This window comes from Ructibacterium sp. SJQ-7, from assembly GCF_054696575.1.
This window is the reverse complement of record NZ_CP195193.1, coordinates 2,148,822-2,164,469: the sequence shown is the minus strand read 5'-3', so window position 1 is coordinate 2,164,469 and position 15,648 is coordinate 2,148,822. Positions and strand designations below refer to the sequence as shown.

The window sequence follows — 15,648 nt, the reverse complement described above, 5'->3', positions numbered from 1 at the left end:
TTCCTTTCATTTTTTGATTAATTATTTTGAGCCTGTATAGCTGTAATTGCTACAACACCTGCAATGTCCTCTGCACTGCAGCCTCTTGAAAGGTCGTTTACAGGCTTTGCGATACCTTGAAGAATAGGTCCGTAAGCTTCAGCCTTAGCAAGTCTTTGAGTAAGTTTGTAACCGATGTTACCTGCGTCAAGGTTAGGGAAAATAAGTACATTCGCACTGCCTGCAACGTCTGATGAAGGAGCTTTCGACTTAGCAACGCTGTCAACGATAGCGGCGTCAAGCTGAAGTTCACCGTCAAGCTTTAATTCAGGAGCCTTTTCCTTTGCAAGCTTTGTAGCCTCTTGCATTTTGTCAACAAGGGCACTCTTTGCACTGCCGTATGTAGAATATGAAAGCATTGCAACTCTCGGTTCGTCTTGGATAAGCTGTTTGTATGATGCAGCTGATGAAATAGCGATTTCACTTACTTCGTCAGCAGTCGGATCTTGGTTAAGACCACAGTCACCGAAAATAAATGTACCGTTGTGACCGTATTCGCAGTTAGGAACATTCATAATAAAGAATGCAGATACAAGCTTTGTACCCGGTGCAGTCTTTAGAATTTGAAGTGACGGACGAATTGTGTCGGCTGATGAGTGAATAGCACCCGATACCATACCGTCAGCATCGCCTTGTTTAACCATCATTACCGCATAATATGACGGATCTTTGATTGTTTCGGCAGCCTGTTCAGGTGTAATGCCCTTTTTCTTTCTCAATTCATAGAATACGTTTGCGTATTCTTCGTTCTTTTCACTGTTTTCGCTGTCAACAATTTTGATACCGTCAATATCAAGGTTTTCAGCGGCAGCCATTGCCTTTATTTTGTCAGGGTTACCTACAAGAATAATCTTTGCATAGCCCTCTTTTTTTACCATTTCAGCAGCCTTCAAAGTTCTGATTTCTTCGCCCTCTGCAAGAACGATAGTTTTGATGTCCTTTTTGGCTCTTTCCTTTAATTGTTCTATGAATGTACTCATTACACAAAACTCCTTTTTCTCTTTATAATTTTTTACCTTTTTTTATTATATACCTTTTTTTCGTCTTTTTCAAGTAAATATCTTAAAAAATTGCTTTATTTTGGCTTGTGAATTTTCTAACAATTTCACTCGACTATTTACCCACGCAAAAGCTGTGGAATATCGCCGTAACAATATCGTCCGACACAGTTTCGCCCGTAATTTCGCCAAGTGCGTCAATGGCGATATTAATATCAATCGATGCAATATCGGACGGCATATTCATATCAATAGCCTCAACAACACGTCCGAGTGCTTCGCCTGCTTTTATAAGCGCCGTCTTGTGACGCATATTTGTTATAACGGCACTGTCCTCTCTTGCAAGCTCGCCAAAATTATAAACCTTGCGGATTTCATCGGCAAGAATATCAAGTCCCATACCCGTTTTCGCACTCACTTCAATAACAACACTGCCGTTTGCCTTTGCCTTAACCGCCTCAACATATTTGCTTTGACCCAGGTCGGTTTTGTTGATAAGAACAATTCTTTTTTTGTTTTTGGTCGCGTGCAGAACTTCCACGTCCTCATCACCGAAAAATCCGCTGCCGTCTATCATAACGACAACAAGGTCAGCCTTTTCAATAGATTTAATCGACTTTTCAACGCCTATTTTTTCAACCGTATCATCGGTATTTCTTATACCTGCCGTATCGATAAGCATAAGAGGTATTCCGTCAAGGTTGATATATTCCTCTATAACATCACGTGTTGTTCCCGCAATGTCGGTAACAATCGCTCTTTCCTCTCTTGCAAGCGAATTTAAAAGTGACGATTTACCAACGTTCGGTTTGCCTACTATAACCGTCTTTATACCGTCACGCAATATTTTACCGCTGTCGGCGGTTGACAAAAGTTTATTCACTCGGTTTTTGCAGTCATGCGCAACATTTCTTATATCGTCAGTCGTAATATCCTCCAAATCTTCATCCGGATAATCTATTGTGACTTGCATTTGTGCGGCAAGGTGAACAAGCTCATTTCTTACATTTTCGATTTCTTTTGAAAGTGAACCCTCAAGCTGCGAAAGTGCGTTTCGCTGTGCAAGTTCGTTTGTTGAATTTATAATATCAATTACCGCCTCTGCCTGTGACAAATCTATACGTCCGTTCAAAAATGCACGTTTCGTAAACTCACCGGGCTCTGCCATATACGCGCCTGCTCTTATAATCGTATCAAGTACCGCTCTTGACGCTGTACTTCCTCCGTGAGTGCTGATTTCCACAACATCTTCACGCGTAAAAGTTTTCGGTGCAAGCATAACCGTTGCAAGCACTTCGTCAACCTTTTCGCCCTTTTCGTTTTTTATAAAACCGTAATGAACGGTATGTGTATCGCAATCGGCAAGTTTTTTACTTCCGAAGAAAACCTTGTCCGCAACCTTAACAGCGTCATTACCGCTTATTCTTATAACGGCTATACCGCCGTTACCCTGCGGAGTGGAAATTGCCGCAATAGTTCGTTCCATTTTATCAAGTCCTTTCTTACAAATAAAGAGGTCTATTACATTAGACCCCTTTGTTCTTTCATATTCAGCAAAAATTCATAAGGCACATAATCGCCCGAAACTTTTCCAAGCTCCACATCAGGCTTATTACCGCCGTGAAAATCACTTCCGCCGGACTTTACAAGTCCTAATTTATCGCATATATCAAAACACATTTTTGAAAATTCTTCGGAATAGCAGTTATATAGACATTCCGTACCGTCAAGTCCGTATTCCTTTAATTGTTTCAAAAGCGAATACAATTTGTCGTAATCTTCCGTAATATAAACAGGGTGTGCCAAAATCGCCAAACCGCCTGCATTTTTAATCATTTCAATACTTTCTTTAGGCGAATACGTTTTTCGCGGAACATAACAGCTCATACCCTTGCCGAGATACTTTTTGAATGCCTCGTCTACTGACGCAACATATCCCTTCTTCACCATAGCATGGGCAATATGTGCTCTGCCTGTATTCAAAAGTGTTGCACCGTCTTTTTGCGACAGTATATCGTCAACCGATATTTCCATACCTTGCCTGTTCACAAGTTCAAGTACTTTTTTGTTACGCACTTCTCTTGCATTTTTTAGTTCGTCAAGTTTTTCGGCAAGTTCCGTATCGTTTTCATCAATAAACAAGCCGACTATGTGCATTTCTTTTTCGTACTTTGCACTTATTTCAACGCCGGATATACCCTCAATTCCGTATTCACCGCAAGCACGTTTGAACTCGGCAAGTCCGTTTATCGTATCGTGGTCTGTAAGTGCGACGGCACTGAGTCCTGTTTTATGTGCTTTATGCGCAACCTCCGACGGAGCAAACGTACCGTCGGACGCAGTTGAATGCGTATGCAAATCAATATTTTTTATCATCAATAAGTCCCTGCAATTCTGCCATAAACGTATCTATGTCATCAAAACTTTTGTATACAGACGCAAAACGTACATAAGCAACTTCATCAAGTTTTTTAAGCTTTTCCATAACCTTTTCACCGATAGCGGTGCTTTCGATTTCACGCGTCATTGACTGATACAATTCGCTTTCAATATCGTCCGCAATCTGTTCCATTTGCGATAGAGATATAGGACGTTTTTCACAAGCCGTAATTATTCCTTTTAACACTTTTCCTCTGTCATACTGCTGACGTGACTGATCTTTCTTTATAACCGCAAGCGAAATCGCCTCAAGCTTTTCGTATGTAGTGAAACGCTTTTGACATTTTAAGCACTCACGTCTTCTTCTGATGGAATTGCTTTCTTCGGTAGGTCTTGAATCAATGACCTTACTTTCGGCAAATCCGCAATATGGACATCTCATTTGTGTTTCTCCTTTATGTATAGTATTTATGGTATTATTATATACTATTCGATAATTTTTTTCAAGATAATTTTTCATTATCAATATCAAAAAATCGCACAAGAACCAAATCTTCTCCGACCACCTCAATAGCGCTCCACGGAATGACAAGTTCACCCCCTCCGAAAAGCCTTGCCAAACAGCACCCTTTTCGCGGAACTATTATAGCTTCGATGTTCCCCGTACTCTCGCTTATCTCCACGTCACTGATGCGTCCAAGCCGCTCCGCCGTCTTTATATTCACAACTTCTTTTTGTTTTAAATTGTACCCTCGAAACATAATATATTCATATCCTTTCTGTATTTCATTGTGTGTTATATTTATGATTTTATTGACTTAATTATTATAATCAGTTATAATCTTAATTATAAAAGGTAGGTGGAAAATATGAAATTGATAAGCGTTATAGTGCCTGTATACAACACTGAAAAATATATCGAAAAATGCGTTATGAGCATACTTAACCAAACATATAAAAATCTTGAAATAATACTTATTGATGACGGCTCAACGGATAATTCACCGCAAATATGCGACAGTCTTGCCGAAAAAGACAACAGAATTGCGGTAATCCACCAGCCTAACGGAGGTGTGTCTTCCGCACGAAACATCGGTCTTGACAATACGCACGGCGATTATATAACGTTTGTCGATTCCGATGATTATATCGCACCGAATATGATTGAGTTTCTTTCAGAAAATATCGGTGATACCAATATAGCAATGTGCGGTTACACCAGTGTAGACGAAAACGGCAATCTCTCTCCGCAGGAAAACGTAACTGTCACAGACGGAATTATATCAACCGATACATTTTGGAATTATTTTTACACCGACACAAGAATTTATTACGTCACCTTGTGGGCAAAGTTATATAAAAGTCATCTTTGGAATACTGTTCGTTTTCCGCTTAATACGTTGCATGAGGACGAATTTGCCGTACATCAAATCATAAGTCAATGCAGTAAAATCGCAGTTTCAAAAAAACCTCTTTATTTTTATCTTCAGCGTGAGGGCAGTATTATGCACACGCAGTTTAAAACCGAAAACCTAAACGCCGCCGAAGGTATGCTTGACCGTTGTCAATTTTTCTTTAACAAAAAAGAATACACCCTCGCCGAAAAGGCTCTTTCTATGGCAATGTACAGTATCATTAAAGGTTACGGCATTTTAGGAGAAAACGATAAAATCAAAGAGCTTTATAAACAATTTCGTTTGATGTACCGAAAACTTGTTTTTAAAAATACAAGTATGAAATTCAAATATAAATGCGGAATTTTCGCACTAAATAAACAAATATTCATCAAATTAAAAAAGTGACGACTGCTCGGTCGTCACTTTTTGTATATCCATATACGGGTTCATTTTGTCATTCCATATATAAACCGATATTTCTGCATTTTTCAGTTCATTCGGTATTGTAAATTCTGCCGTTAAATCAACATTTACGTTCACCGTTTCAACTCGTTTCAAAACATCATTTTCTTTGTATACAACATACATTTTTATATTTTCCGCCGACACTTGCTTGTCTAATATAATTTTCGCATTAACCCTGTCACCGTCTTTTGTAAACTCAACTTTGTTGCTTACAGCCGGTGCCGCCGTCGGTTCGGCGGTCGGCTTAACTGTCGGTGTTGCCGTCGGTTCGGCGGTCGGTTTAACTGTCGGTGTTGCCGTCGGTTCGGCGGTCGGCTTAACTGTCGGTGTTGCCGTCGGTTCTGTGGTTGGCTTAACAGTCGGTGTCGCCGTTGGTTCGACTGTTGGTGTTGCTGTCGGTGTCACAACTCCGACAATCAGTTTAAAGCTACGTTCAACATTTCCGCTTGCAGTCGGTGCAGTAACCGTTACATCATACACGCCCTCTGCAATATCATCCATGAATCCAATCGTTGACGAATATTTCGAAACGCCTATATTGTCCGTTATAGGTGCAAAGCACATATTAAGTTCCTCAAAATCACCCTCATAATTTCCGTCATCTGTCAACGTTGAATTTCTCGGGCCGTACGTTTTACCATTATACGAAACAGTATAAACAAGCGGTACCATACTTATATCATAAAAACCACTGCCCTCAAATTCCGTTTCAATCGGAATATCAAAATAACCTTGATTAACTGTAAACAAAGTATCCTTAAACTCACTCCCCGTTATTTCAAAACTTTTCAAAACAACAGCTTCTTCCGTTTTAGTGCTCGTCTTAAAGCCGTCCACCGTCTTGTCAAGCGTCATATCAGATTGAGTGGTATACGGATTGAAAGTAAAACTTCCGTCACCCTTTGATGTCTTAATATATAACTTGTCATACTCGGCAATACCCGAAGAATTTACTCCGCCCGAAGTTTGAAATTCTGTCACACCGCTTAGTGTACCGTTTACCGTAAGCAATCCGTCCTTTGCCAAAACAAGTGTACCTCCGCCGTAAAAATCATTTACACTGCATTCACCCAAGTTTGACATATCCAAAATTCCGTTTGAATTAATCTTTACGTTGACATCGTCATTAATCTCGGTAAGCTCAATCATTCCGCTGTCAACCGTAAGCAAACCTATATTTTTCATTACACTGCTGTACTGATATTCCGTTACCACACTGACGTTTGCTCTGCCGCTCCCGCAGTCGCCGTCTATCTCGCATAACGGACTGTTGCTCAAATTAATATTCACATTACCCGTCACACCGTACACTGTCGAACCGGCAGTCGGTGCGGTCGGCTCATTATTCGGATCAAGGAAATTATCGGAATTATAATAACCTTCTTTCGCTCCGCACGAATACACCTTACCGATATTTTTACCCGTCACACCGTTTATATCAATTTCAACATCTTTATCAAAGGTACCGTTGATACTTCCTGCATAGATATTTCCGAAATGCGTTTTATTACCGCTTAAAACTATCTTGCTTTTTTATCCGACCGTCGGACTCAGGCTCACACCGTTTTTGTCGTACAACGTACCGCCTACAATATGTACTTCCCTTGTATTTTGAAAATATGTAACATTGTCAAGCGTAAGTGTATATCCGTTTGCCGCAATCAGTGCGTGATTGCCGTTTACAAGCGACAAAACCACATTTTTAAAACTCACGTTTCCGCCCAAAACCACACCCGCTTTGCGTATTGAAATCTCCGGTGCGGTATCGCTTTTTGAAGTGATTGTAACATTTTTGTTTATTACAAGTGGTTTATCGTCACTGCTGTTTACAAATGCGCCTTTTTCGCCGACACATATTGTACCGCCGTCCTCAACGGCATTTAATGCGTCCTCAAACAGATTATAAGGTGATTGTTCTGTTCCGTTTCCTGTACTCGAACTGTTTCCGCCGGTAAATTCGGTGTACACCGTATTGTCACTTACCGCCATTACTATCGGCGGACAAAGCACTATACAAAGTATTAAAATCAATATATTTTTCAGCTTCATTAATTCGCTCCTTTTTTTCTTTTTAGTAACATTATACTATTAAATCCGTCTTTATACAAGTTTAAATCTGATAATTATAATTATCCGGCAACCTGTACTGTGACGGAACAATGCCGTATTGCTTTTTGAAAAGTTGCGAAAAATATCCGACGTCCTTATAATCAAGTCTTAATGCGATTTCGGTAATTTTCATTTCCGTATTTTTCAGTAACCACCCTGCACGTTTTAAGCGTACAGTTGTGATATAATCCACAAAGCGCATACCTGTCTGTGTTGCGAACACCGTACTTAAATACGAACTGTTCATATACAGCTTAGACGCAATAGTCTTTTGTTTCAGGTCACTTTCCGGATTGTTCAATATGTATAATATAACATCCTGCATTTGCGGATTTTGAACTTTGGGATATAATTCCCACACTTCGTTTGCAGTTTCGATAACCGCCCTTTCGGCGTCCTCGGTTCTCTCTATCCCCACATACTCCTTGACATCAATATGCGGAATATACAAATCAAGCCATTCGTTTTGCTTGAAAAGTTCGTTTACAACATTGTCGTATGTGCTGATAACCGCATTTTCCGCAAGCACGTTATCTGTAGCCATATTATATATATCAGTGCGTGTATCGGCAAGCTGTTTTTCAAGATTGCCGCCGTGCTGTTCTATACAACTGAGTATTTCTTCGGAATGATAAACTTCTTCCTTCTTGTCAGTTCTGTTCTCTATACGGTCGAAAATCGAACAGAACGACTTTTCAGTCAAAGGCTCTGTAAGATAATCAAACGCACCGTAAATTATACCTTGTCTTGCGTTTTCAAAATTCGGCTCAGTGCTGAAAAGCACCACGCACGAACACAGCCTTTCACCTCTGATGTGCCTTAAAAGCTGAAGTCCGTCCATTCCGTCAATATCCGTTTGCATGACTGCCAAATCATAGTGCTGTTTTCTAACCTCATCATAAGCCGCCGCACCGTCTTTTGCGACCGCCGATATTTCAAATTCCGAATTTTCGCCCCAAATATTCATTCTTTTTATCTTTTTAGAAATATTTTCATCCTTAAAAACAAGCAATACCTTGTACATATAATCCCCTTCTCACACCGTATTTTTATATCATACTTATCCGATAGGTTTAATCATAACATATATTTTTTTTATTGTCAATTTAATATAGGAAATTTTTTTAATTTTTTTGTATTGTCATTTAACCGTATATATTATATAATTTTATAAAAACAATTTTTACGAACGGAGTTGTTGTTTTATGGAATTGAAGATAAAGAAAATATTTTTTAAATCATATATATTAAATACCGAAAATCAAACAGAATTTATAATAAAGAAAAACCTGAAAACATATGGTGAATATTCTGTCTGTAACAACATCGGTGAAATTGTTTATTCCGTAAAAATCGACCCTAAACCGCTAGACAAACGCATTAAATACGTCTTTACCGAACACGAAACACAAAACGAATTTTACGCGTGGGCAGACTACAAATGGAACGACACCGAAACAAACGGCTCTGCTTTAAAAAAGCTTTACGATATTTTCGTAACACCCCCGATTGAATTTTATATTGAGGCTGAAAGCTTTTTCGGTGAACTTTGTATAAGACGAAGTAAATTCAATAAATTCGATATTCTGATAAATAACAAACTCAAAGGTTTGATTACAAATCACAAAATTTCATGTGATGAAATCGACGATAAAGCACTTCTTGCAATGCTTTACGTTTTTTCAAAATTTGTTTCGGATAATGAAAAAGAACTTGTTTCCGCTAAAATTATGTAATACAAAAGGCTGTCGGCATTTCGCCGACAGCCTTTATTTTTTATTTTACGGTAACTTTTCTGTATGTATTAAAGTTTAACCATTTTTCAAAGAATTTGTTTTCGCCATCTCTTGTTGCATATTCCCTAAGGAAGTTCACAACTTTTTCTCTTGAATCAGCCTTAATTTCAAAACCGCGTCCGTTAATGACAGGGTAACCGTCGTATTCATAATTCTTTGTTTCGATAATATCGCCTATCTTCTTATTTCTGACTTTAACCGTAACTCCGTCACGAAGTACAATTATATCAAAGCTGTCAGGATATTTATAGCTTTCACCCTCTGTCGGAATTTCGTCACCGACAGTATAAGTCTTGTCAACAGGTTGATATTTAAGTACTGACAAGCTCTGTGGATCGTAATAGAATTCTTCAAAAATATCGCCTCTTGCCTCAAGGTTTTCAAACTTAAACGATGCTCTATCCGAGAAAGAACCGCCCTTTTCTTTAAGTTCATCAACAACACCGCAAGCCGAAGTCATATTTGTCACACGGTCGATAAGAATTAATTCACCGAGTGTTCTGTGTTCTTCAAACAAGTCTGCAACAACAGCCTCTGTAAGCAAAATTTCGCATACCGCAATACCGTTTTTGCCTATTGTTTCCGCATTGATATGCTCACCTGTATTAACGTCAATCGCATAATCAATACCTGCGACTATACCGGCGATTGTCTTTGTACCAATCTTTACAAGATAGTCTTTTCCGACTGTCAAAGGCTCATCGTCCATCCACAAAAGTGACGCTGTAAGACGCTTATAAGGTGCAAGGTTTGTACCCTTTACAAGCACACAACCTCTTGAAACGTCAACTTCTTTGTCAAGAGTAATTGTGACAGGCTGGCCTTTAAATGCAGTATTCGACTTTTTGTCACCTACATAAATTTCTTTTACATGAGCACTTTCATTGCTCGGCAATGTTGTAATCTCGTCACCGACATTTATGCTGCCCGATTCAATCTGACCTTGAAAACCTCTGAATGTGTGGTTCGGTCGGCAGACTCTCTGTACAGGAAGATAAAATCCCTGTTCCGCATTTTCTTCGCTTATATCTACATTTTCAAGATATTCCAAAAGCGGTTCGCCGTCATACCAAGTGATGTTTTCCGATTTAACCGTTACGTTGTCACCCTCTGTTGCAGACAACGGAATTATCTTAACGTTTTCAAGTGACAATTCGTTTTTCAATTCTTCAATCTGTCCTACGATTTTATCATAAGCATTTTTATCATACTTTACAAGGTCCATCTTATTTACGGCAAACACAAAGTAACGTATACCCATAAGCTTACAAATTCTCGCATGACGTCTTGTCTGAACAAGCACACCTTGTGACGCGTCGATAAGAATTACAGCCAAGTCCGCAAATGATGCACCTACCGCCATGTTTCTTGTATATTCTTCGTGTCCGGGTGTATCGGCAACGATAAAACTTCTGTTGTCGGTTGTGAAATAACGGTATGCAACGTCAATCGTTATACCTTGTTCTCTTTCAGCCATAAGTCCGTCAAGTAAAAGTGAGTAGTCAATCGCTCCGCCTCTGCTGCCAACTTTACTGTCAAGCTCCAAAGCTTTCTCCTGATCGGCATAAAGAAGTTTTGAGTCGTAAAGGATATGTCCTATAAGTGTTGACTTACCGTCGTCAACACTTCCGCAAGTTATAAATTTAAGTAATCCGTTCATATTAGAAATAACCCTCCCTTTTTCTGCGTTCCATGCTTCCTGCCGCCTCATTGTCTATAACTCTTGAAGTTCTTTCGGAAGATACCGCACTTAGTGTTTCTTCAATAATTTCGTCAAGCGTATCGGCAGTCGATTCTATACCGCCTGTAAGCGGATAACAACCAAGTGTTCTGAATCTTACTGATTTGTATTCAGGCACTTCTCCCTCTTTTAGAGGTAATCTGTCGTCATCAACCATTATAAGATTACCGTCACGTTCAACAACAGGTCTTTTTGCCGCAAAGTAAAGCGGTACAATATCAATCTTTTCACGCTTGATATACTGCCAAATATCTTTTTCTGTCCAGTTTGAAATGGGGAATACTCTCATACTTTCGCCCTTGTTAATCTTAGTGTTGTAAAGTTTCCACATTTCAGGACGTTGGTTTTTAGGGTCCCAAGCCTGTGCCTCATTTCTGAATGAGAAAATTCTTTCCTTTGCACGCGATTTTTCTTCATCACGTCTGCCGCCGCCGAATGCCGCTGTAAAGCCATACTTTGTAAGCGCCTGCTTTAATGCCTGTGTTTTCATTATATCAGTATAAGCAGCACCGTGGTCAAACGGATTGATGCCTTGCTTTATACCTTCCTCATTTGAATACACAATCATTTCAATACCGAGTTTCTTTGCGGTATCGTCACGGAATTTAATCATATCCTTAAACTTCCAAGTTGTGTCTATGTGCATAAATGGAAACGGTGGTTTTTCAGGATAAAACGCCTTCATTGCAAGGTGCAGCATTACTGAACTGTCCTTACCGATTGAGTATAGCATTACAGGCTTTTCACACTCTGCCGCTACCTCTCTTATAATATATATTGCTTCTGCTTCAAGCTCATCAAGATGTGATAATTCACTCATTTAGTGTCCCTCCTTTTAGTGTCCCTTAATACTTATTTGATTCTTTTCTGTCTATGTCTATTTCGGAAACCGTGCCGTCATATTTTTCAATTACCCATTTCAAAATATCGCCGTTTTCCTCTGTATGTACCTTACTTCCCATACCGCCTATATCCGCACCGAGATAAAACGATATTGCGTGCATAGGACATTCCTTGATACAGGAAGTACAGCCCCAGCAATCTTTCGGGTACTTTATAAATGCTTTATTATCTCCGTCCTTTTTTATAAGACTTCCCGGACATACCATACAGCATTTTCCACAACCTATACATTTGCTTTTATCAATCATTATGCTCATATGTTCTGCCCCCTTCCACAAGGTCACGAAGTATAATTTCTATTTCACCGTCTTTAAGACGTGAATTGACGTATTTGTTAAAGTTTTCGTTATCCTTATTCGGATAATCAAGATTTTCCGCAAAACTGTGCCAGCGTGTTTCCTTTCTCGCTTTGAGATGTGCTATAACACTTCTTGCAACGACAAGTCTTTCACGAAGTTCGTATATATACATAAGCTCCTGAAAATCTTCTGCGTGAAGTTTTTCTGAAAGCTGATAGATTTGGCGGATTTTCGTATCGGCTATGTCAAGCTGTTTTTCATTAAAGCGATAATTTGTCTTGATACCGCCTGCATACGAATCCATAACGGTCTGCATTGCCTCTTCAAGCTGTTCTGTCGTGAATGTTCCGTCAATGTTTCCGTAAAGGAAATCTGTCACTTCCGACAGGTGACGTTCAATGTCACTTTCGTCAATCGCACTTATTTCGCCAAGTTCCGAAATTGCGGTAAGTGCCGCGATTTCACCCTCTGCCAACGCACCTGTAACGTATTTCTGCGGACAACCGCCTGCAACGTCACCTGCGGCATACAAGCCTTTTACGGTAGTCCTTCTCTTTGTATCCACCCAATAACCGCTCGCGGTGTGACCGCCTACGATATAAGGCTCTGTACCCTCTATCTCAACATTTTGCTCTGACGGATTTTTACCGCTTTCAATCCATTTAAGAGTCTGTGACGGTGCCATATTCAGATAAGCCTTTTTCAAATCCTCGCTTGCCTCTTGGGATATACCCTCTGTACGAAGATAGCAAGGACCTCTGCCCTCAATATTTTCATTCACCGTTCCGTACACTCTCTCGGAGGTTGTAAGACCGTATTTTGTTTCGTAAACCTCTCCGAGCGAATTTATTTGCTTTGCACCCGCACCTTGTGCCAAAGTACCTGTCGGAGCGATTGTATCTTTACAGCGAAGTGCTATAAACCGCATTTCAAATGTCGTCATTTCCGCACCGGCTTTTATACCCATTGCATATCCGGCACCCGTATTAAACGGCGGATACCACATTTTATGACGTGAAAATCCGGGATTATTCGGCTTGTAAAGACCTGCCGCACCGCCTGTTGCGATTATAACCGCTTTCGCCTCGATTATGTAAAACGTATCGTTTTCAATACCTATACCGTATGCACCCTTTATCCTGTTACCCTCAACCGCATAATCAATAATATTTACACGATTAAGCACCGATACATTTTCTTTTTGCAATGCCGCCTCTGCCAAAATAGGCTTTATATTTTCACCGTTGATTTTAAGGTTTCTGTTACCTCTTGTCACATACTTTCCGTTTTCGTCCTTCAAAATAACAAGTCCGAGTTTTTCAAGTCTGTCTACGACTTCATTCAGCTTTTCGGACATTGTAAGAAGTAAATCTTCTCTTACAATTCCGTCCGCGTCCTTTTTTGCATAATCAACGTAATCCTGCGGAACACGTCCCTCTGTTATGTATGCGTTAAGTGCATTGACACCGGCGGCAAGACAGCCGCTTCTCTTTATATGTGCCTTTTCACATATAAGCACCTTAGCATCGGAATGTTCTGCGACAGTAACCGCCGCATAGCAACCGGCAGTACCACCGCCTATAATTAAAATATCTGTTTTTAATCTTTCGGTTTTCAATATATTTGTCATATAAACACCTCTTTTATCAGATTACCAATGAATCCTCCGAAATTGATTTATTGTCAAGCAAGTATGCCTTATCGCCGACCGTAACAAATATTCTGTACAAGAATACGTCAACTTCTTCACCGACTTCAATCGCCTGTTCGTCAAGACCGCGTCTGGCTTTAAGTTCCGTACCGTCCACGTCTACGACTACTTCTATACTGTCGCCTCTGAACAATACATTTTTCGTAACTCCGTGAGATGCGGAGCTTTTGTATTTCTGTACTTCGTTTTTCTTTGTCACTTTAACAAATTCAGGTCTTACGATTGCTTTTTCGACATTTTCAATATGCTCAAAATTATGAAACTTTGAATAATCATCAACGAATGTTGTTTCTCCGAAAAATGATGCTGTAAATGCTGTTTTCGGATTGTGATAAATTTCAATAGGTGTTCCCGTCTGTTCAATTCTACCCTTATTTGTTATTATAATTTCGTCTGCAACTTCGATTGCCTCATCTTGGTCGTGGGTTACGAATATACTTGTAACTCCAAGCTTTTCAATCATTTCTCTAAGCCAGCTTCTAAGCTCTTTTCTTACCTTTGCGTCAATCGCCGCAAACGGTTCGTCAAGAAGTAAAAGCTGTGGATTAGGTGCAAGCGCTCTTGCGAATGCCACTCTCTGTCTTTGACCGCCCGAAAGTTGACTCGGATAACGTTTTTCCAACCCCTCAAGACCTATAAGTTTAATAAGTTCTCTTACTCTCTCGTCTATCTTCTTTTTATCGGCTTTCTGAACTCTAAGACCGAATGCGATATTATCATACACCGTCATATACCGAAACAGTGCATAATTCTGAAATACAAAGCCAATCCCTCTCTTGCTTGCCGCAAGGTCGTTTACTCTCACACCGTCGATTATAATATCGCCGCTGTCCGGAGTCTCAAGACCCGCAATCATTCGCAGAATAGTTGTCTTACCGCTGCCGCTCGGACCTAAAAGACCGATAAGTTTACCCTTTTCAACGCCGAAGTTGACATTGTCCGACGCTTTATAATCGCCGAAGTTTTTGTTTATATTTTTTAATTCAACGTACACTCTATTCCGCCTTCTTTCCTTTGTATTCAACAATACTTCTGATTATCAAAATAATCACTGCCAAAATCACAAGTATTGACGCTACCGCAAATGCCGGTACATATTTATTGTCGCCGAAAAGTATTTCAACCTGCAACGGAAGCGTATTCGTTTTACCTCTCAAATGTCCCGAAAGGACTGATACCGCACCGAATTCACCCATCGCTCTTGCCGTACAGAGTACCACTCCGTAAAGCAATGCCCATTTTATATGAGGGAATGTTACTTTTCTGAAAATAGTAAATCCGCTTGCACCCATAAGTGCCGCCGCTTCTTCCTCTGTGCCCTGTTCCTCAAGTATCGGTATAATTTCTCTTGATATAAACGGAAACGTTACAAATATCGTTGCCAATATAATTCCCGGTACGGCAAACACTACTTTTATACCGGCTTGCTGTAAATAAGGATAAAGCACGCTTTGTCTGCCGAATACCAATATGAATATCAAACCTGCTATAACGGGTGAAACCGTTACCGGAATATCAATAAGCGTTGTCAAAACCTTTTTGCCTTTAAACCGGAACATTGTCAAGAACCATGCCGCAAACAGTCCGAAGAATGTGTTTACAACAAGCGCCGACAAAGTTGCTTTTGCGGTAAGCTTTACCGCGCTTATCGTATCTTTATCGGTTATGTACTGAAAATATTTTCCTACACCGTTACGAAGTGCAACGGATATAACCGTATAAAGCGGAAGAATTAAGAATACAAATGCGAATAATACGCTGACGGCAATCAATATCCATTTAACAACCTTACTGCCTTCATTTTTCTGCAT

General features: G+C 39.9%; 16 protein-coding genes. 2 read left to right on the top strand and 14 right to left on the bottom strand.

Annotation, left to right across the window (positions count from 1 at the left end; all coding sequences use genetic code 11):
- Positions 1–17 precede the first annotated feature (17 nt).
- The 5 genes from pta to ACSAMO_RS09400 form a co-directional block, all read right to left on the bottom strand.
- Positions 18–1,019: a phosphate acetyltransferase gene (pta, locus tag ACSAMO_RS09420; protein WP_117967786.1), complete on the bottom strand. Its 1,002-nt coding sequence runs from the start codon at positions 1,017–1,019 to the stop codon at positions 18–20.
- Between the two features lie 133 nt (positions 1,020–1,152).
- Positions 1,153–2,523 carry a tRNA uridine-5-carboxymethylaminomethyl(34) synthesis GTPase MnmE gene (mnmE, locus tag ACSAMO_RS09415; RefSeq protein WP_118446229.1) on the bottom strand — a complete coding sequence of 457 codons (1,371 nt, stop codon included), beginning with the start codon at positions 2,521–2,523 and terminating at the stop codon, positions 1,153–1,155.
- A 35-nt stretch (positions 2,524–2,558) separates the two neighbouring features.
- Positions 2,559–3,413: a PHP domain-containing protein gene (locus ACSAMO_RS09410; protein WP_117967787.1), complete on the bottom strand. Its 855-nt coding sequence runs from the start codon at positions 3,411–3,413 to the stop codon at positions 2,559–2,561.
- Entirely contained in the window at positions 3,397–3,858 is a 462-nt protein-coding gene (nrdR, locus tag ACSAMO_RS09405) for a transcriptional regulator NrdR (protein WP_117967796.1), read from the bottom strand. Before nrdR ends, ACSAMO_RS09410 begins: the two co-directional genes overlap by 17 nt.
- Before the next feature lie 61 nt (positions 3,859–3,919).
- The gene (locus ACSAMO_RS09400) at positions 3,920–4,177 is read right to left on the bottom strand and encodes a YlmC/YmxH family sporulation protein (protein WP_022230568.1); all 258 of its coding nucleotides are present in this window, start codon (positions 4,175–4,177) and stop codon (positions 3,920–3,922) included.
- Positions 4,178–4,285: 108 nt separating this feature from the next.
- On the opposite strand from ACSAMO_RS09400, the gene ACSAMO_RS09395 reads away from it, so the two are divergent.
- Positions 4,286–5,218 carry a glycosyltransferase family 2 protein gene (locus ACSAMO_RS09395; protein WP_117967789.1) on the top strand — a complete coding sequence of 311 codons (933 nt, stop codon included), beginning with the start codon at positions 4,286–4,288 and terminating at the stop codon, positions 5,216–5,218.
- Here the strand turns inward: ACSAMO_RS09395 and ACSAMO_RS09390 are convergent.
- The 3 genes from ACSAMO_RS09390 to ACSAMO_RS09380 all read right to left on the bottom strand — a co-directional run bounded on the left by ACSAMO_RS09390 (position 5,207) and on the right by ACSAMO_RS09380 (position 8,411).
- Positions 5,207–6,706, bottom strand: a complete 1,500-nt coding sequence (locus ACSAMO_RS09390; protein ID WP_499209195.1) for a PT domain-containing protein — start codon at positions 6,704–6,706, stop codon at positions 5,207–5,209. The two genes, ACSAMO_RS09395 and ACSAMO_RS09390, sit on opposite strands and share 12 nt — an antisense overlap.
- A 105-nt stretch (positions 6,707–6,811) precedes the next feature.
- Positions 6,812–7,327: a hypothetical protein gene (locus ACSAMO_RS09385; protein ID WP_117967791.1), complete on the bottom strand. Its 516-nt coding sequence runs from the start codon at positions 7,325–7,327 to the stop codon at positions 6,812–6,814.
- Between the two features lie 61 nt (positions 7,328–7,388).
- A complete protein-coding gene (locus ACSAMO_RS09380; RefSeq protein ID WP_117967792.1) occupies positions 7,389–8,411 on the bottom strand; it encodes a response regulator transcription factor in 1,023 nt (340 codons plus the stop codon).
- A 181-nt stretch (positions 8,412–8,592) separates the two neighbouring features.
- On the opposite strand from ACSAMO_RS09380, the gene ACSAMO_RS09375 reads away from it, so the two are divergent.
- Positions 8,593–9,123, top strand: coding sequence for a hypothetical protein (locus ACSAMO_RS09375; RefSeq protein ID WP_117967678.1), 531 nt, complete (start codon positions 8,593–8,595; stop codon positions 9,121–9,123).
- A 40-nt stretch (positions 9,124–9,163) separates the two neighbouring features.
- On the opposite strand, the gene ACSAMO_RS09370 is transcribed toward ACSAMO_RS09375, so the two are convergent.
- From ACSAMO_RS09370 to cysW, 6 genes are read right to left on the bottom strand one after another with little or no spacing between them, the layout of a single operon-like run.
- Positions 9,164–10,843: a sulfate adenylyltransferase subunit 1 gene (locus ACSAMO_RS09370; protein WP_499209194.1), complete on the bottom strand. Its 1,680-nt coding sequence runs from the start codon at positions 10,841–10,843 to the stop codon at positions 9,164–9,166.
- Between the two features lies 1 nt (position 10,844).
- The gene (cysD, locus tag ACSAMO_RS09365) at positions 10,845–11,744 is read right to left on the bottom strand and encodes a sulfate adenylyltransferase subunit CysD (protein ID WP_022230253.1); all 900 of its coding nucleotides are present in this window, start codon (positions 11,742–11,744) and stop codon (positions 10,845–10,847) included.
- 25 nt (positions 11,745–11,769) lie between these two features.
- Positions 11,770–12,084 carry a 4Fe-4S dicluster domain-containing protein gene (locus ACSAMO_RS09360; RefSeq protein WP_022230254.1) on the bottom strand — a complete coding sequence of 105 codons (315 nt, stop codon included), beginning with the start codon at positions 12,082–12,084 and terminating at the stop codon, positions 11,770–11,772.
- Entirely contained in the window at positions 12,068–13,756 is a 1,689-nt protein-coding gene (locus tag ACSAMO_RS09355; RefSeq protein WP_499209193.1) for an adenylyl-sulfate reductase subunit alpha, read from the bottom strand. Before ACSAMO_RS09355 ends, ACSAMO_RS09360 begins: the two co-directional genes overlap by 17 nt.
- Positions 13,757–13,772: 16 nt before the next feature.
- Positions 13,773–14,831 (bottom strand): ABC transporter ATP-binding protein, encoded by a 1,059-nt coding sequence (locus ACSAMO_RS09350; protein ID WP_412274532.1) that lies wholly within the window; start codon positions 14,829–14,831, stop codon positions 13,773–13,775.
- A 1-nt stretch (position 14,832) separates the two neighbouring features.
- The gene (cysW, locus tag ACSAMO_RS09345; RefSeq protein ID WP_022230257.1) at positions 14,833–15,648 is read right to left on the bottom strand and encodes a sulfate ABC transporter permease subunit CysW; all 816 of its coding nucleotides are present in this window, start codon (positions 15,646–15,648) and stop codon (positions 14,833–14,835) included.

What these genes read in the sequence shown, in the direction of transcription:
- ACSAMO_RS09410 (WP_117967787.1), bottom strand. Translation starts at nt 3,413, where the DNA reads ATGATAAAAAATATTGATTTGCATACGCATTCAACTGCGTCCGACGGT.
- nrdR (WP_117967796.1), bottom strand. Translation starts at nt 3,858, where the DNA reads ATGAGATGTCCATATTGCGGATTTGCCGAAAGTAAGGTCATTGATTCA.
- ACSAMO_RS09385 (WP_117967791.1), bottom strand. Translation starts at nt 7,327, where the DNA reads ATGAAGCTGAAAAATATATTGATTTTAATACTTTGTATAGTGCTTTGT.
- ACSAMO_RS09375 (WP_117967678.1), top strand. Translation starts at nt 8,593, where the DNA reads ATGGAATTGAAGATAAAGAAAATATTTTTTAAATCATATATATTAAAT.
- ACSAMO_RS09370 (WP_499209194.1), bottom strand. Translation starts at nt 10,843, where the DNA reads ATGAACGGATTACTTAAATTTATAACTTGCGGAAGTGTTGACGACGGT.
- mnmE (WP_118446229.1), bottom strand. Translation starts at nt 2,523, where the DNA reads ATGGAACGAACTATTGCGGCAATTTCCACTCCGCAGGGTAACGGCGGT.
- ACSAMO_RS09380 (WP_117967792.1), bottom strand. Translation starts at nt 8,411, where the DNA reads ATGTACAAGGTATTGCTTGTTTTTAAGGATGAAAATATTTCTAAAAAG.
- ACSAMO_RS09355 (WP_499209193.1), bottom strand. Translation starts at nt 13,756, where the DNA reads ATGACAAATATATTGAAAACCGAAAGATTAAAAACAGATATTTTAATT.
- pta (WP_117967786.1), bottom strand. Translation starts at nt 1,019, where the DNA reads ATGAGTACATTCATAGAACAATTAAAGGAAAGAGCCAAAAAGGACATC.
- cysW (WP_022230257.1), bottom strand. Translation starts at nt 15,648, where the DNA reads ATGCAGAAAAATGAAGGCAGTAAGGTTGTTAAATGGATATTGATTGCC.
- ACSAMO_RS09400 (WP_022230568.1), bottom strand. Translation starts at nt 4,177, where the DNA reads ATGTTTCGAGGGTACAATTTAAAACAAAAAGAAGTTGTGAATATAAAG.
- ACSAMO_RS09360 (WP_022230254.1), bottom strand. Translation starts at nt 12,084, where the DNA reads ATGAGCATAATGATTGATAAAAGCAAATGTATAGGTTGTGGAAAATGC.
- ACSAMO_RS09395 (WP_117967789.1), top strand. Translation starts at nt 4,286, where the DNA reads ATGAAATTGATAAGCGTTATAGTGCCTGTATACAACACTGAAAAATAT.
- cysD (WP_022230253.1), bottom strand. Translation starts at nt 11,744, where the DNA reads ATGAGTGAATTATCACATCTTGATGAGCTTGAAGCAGAAGCAATATAT.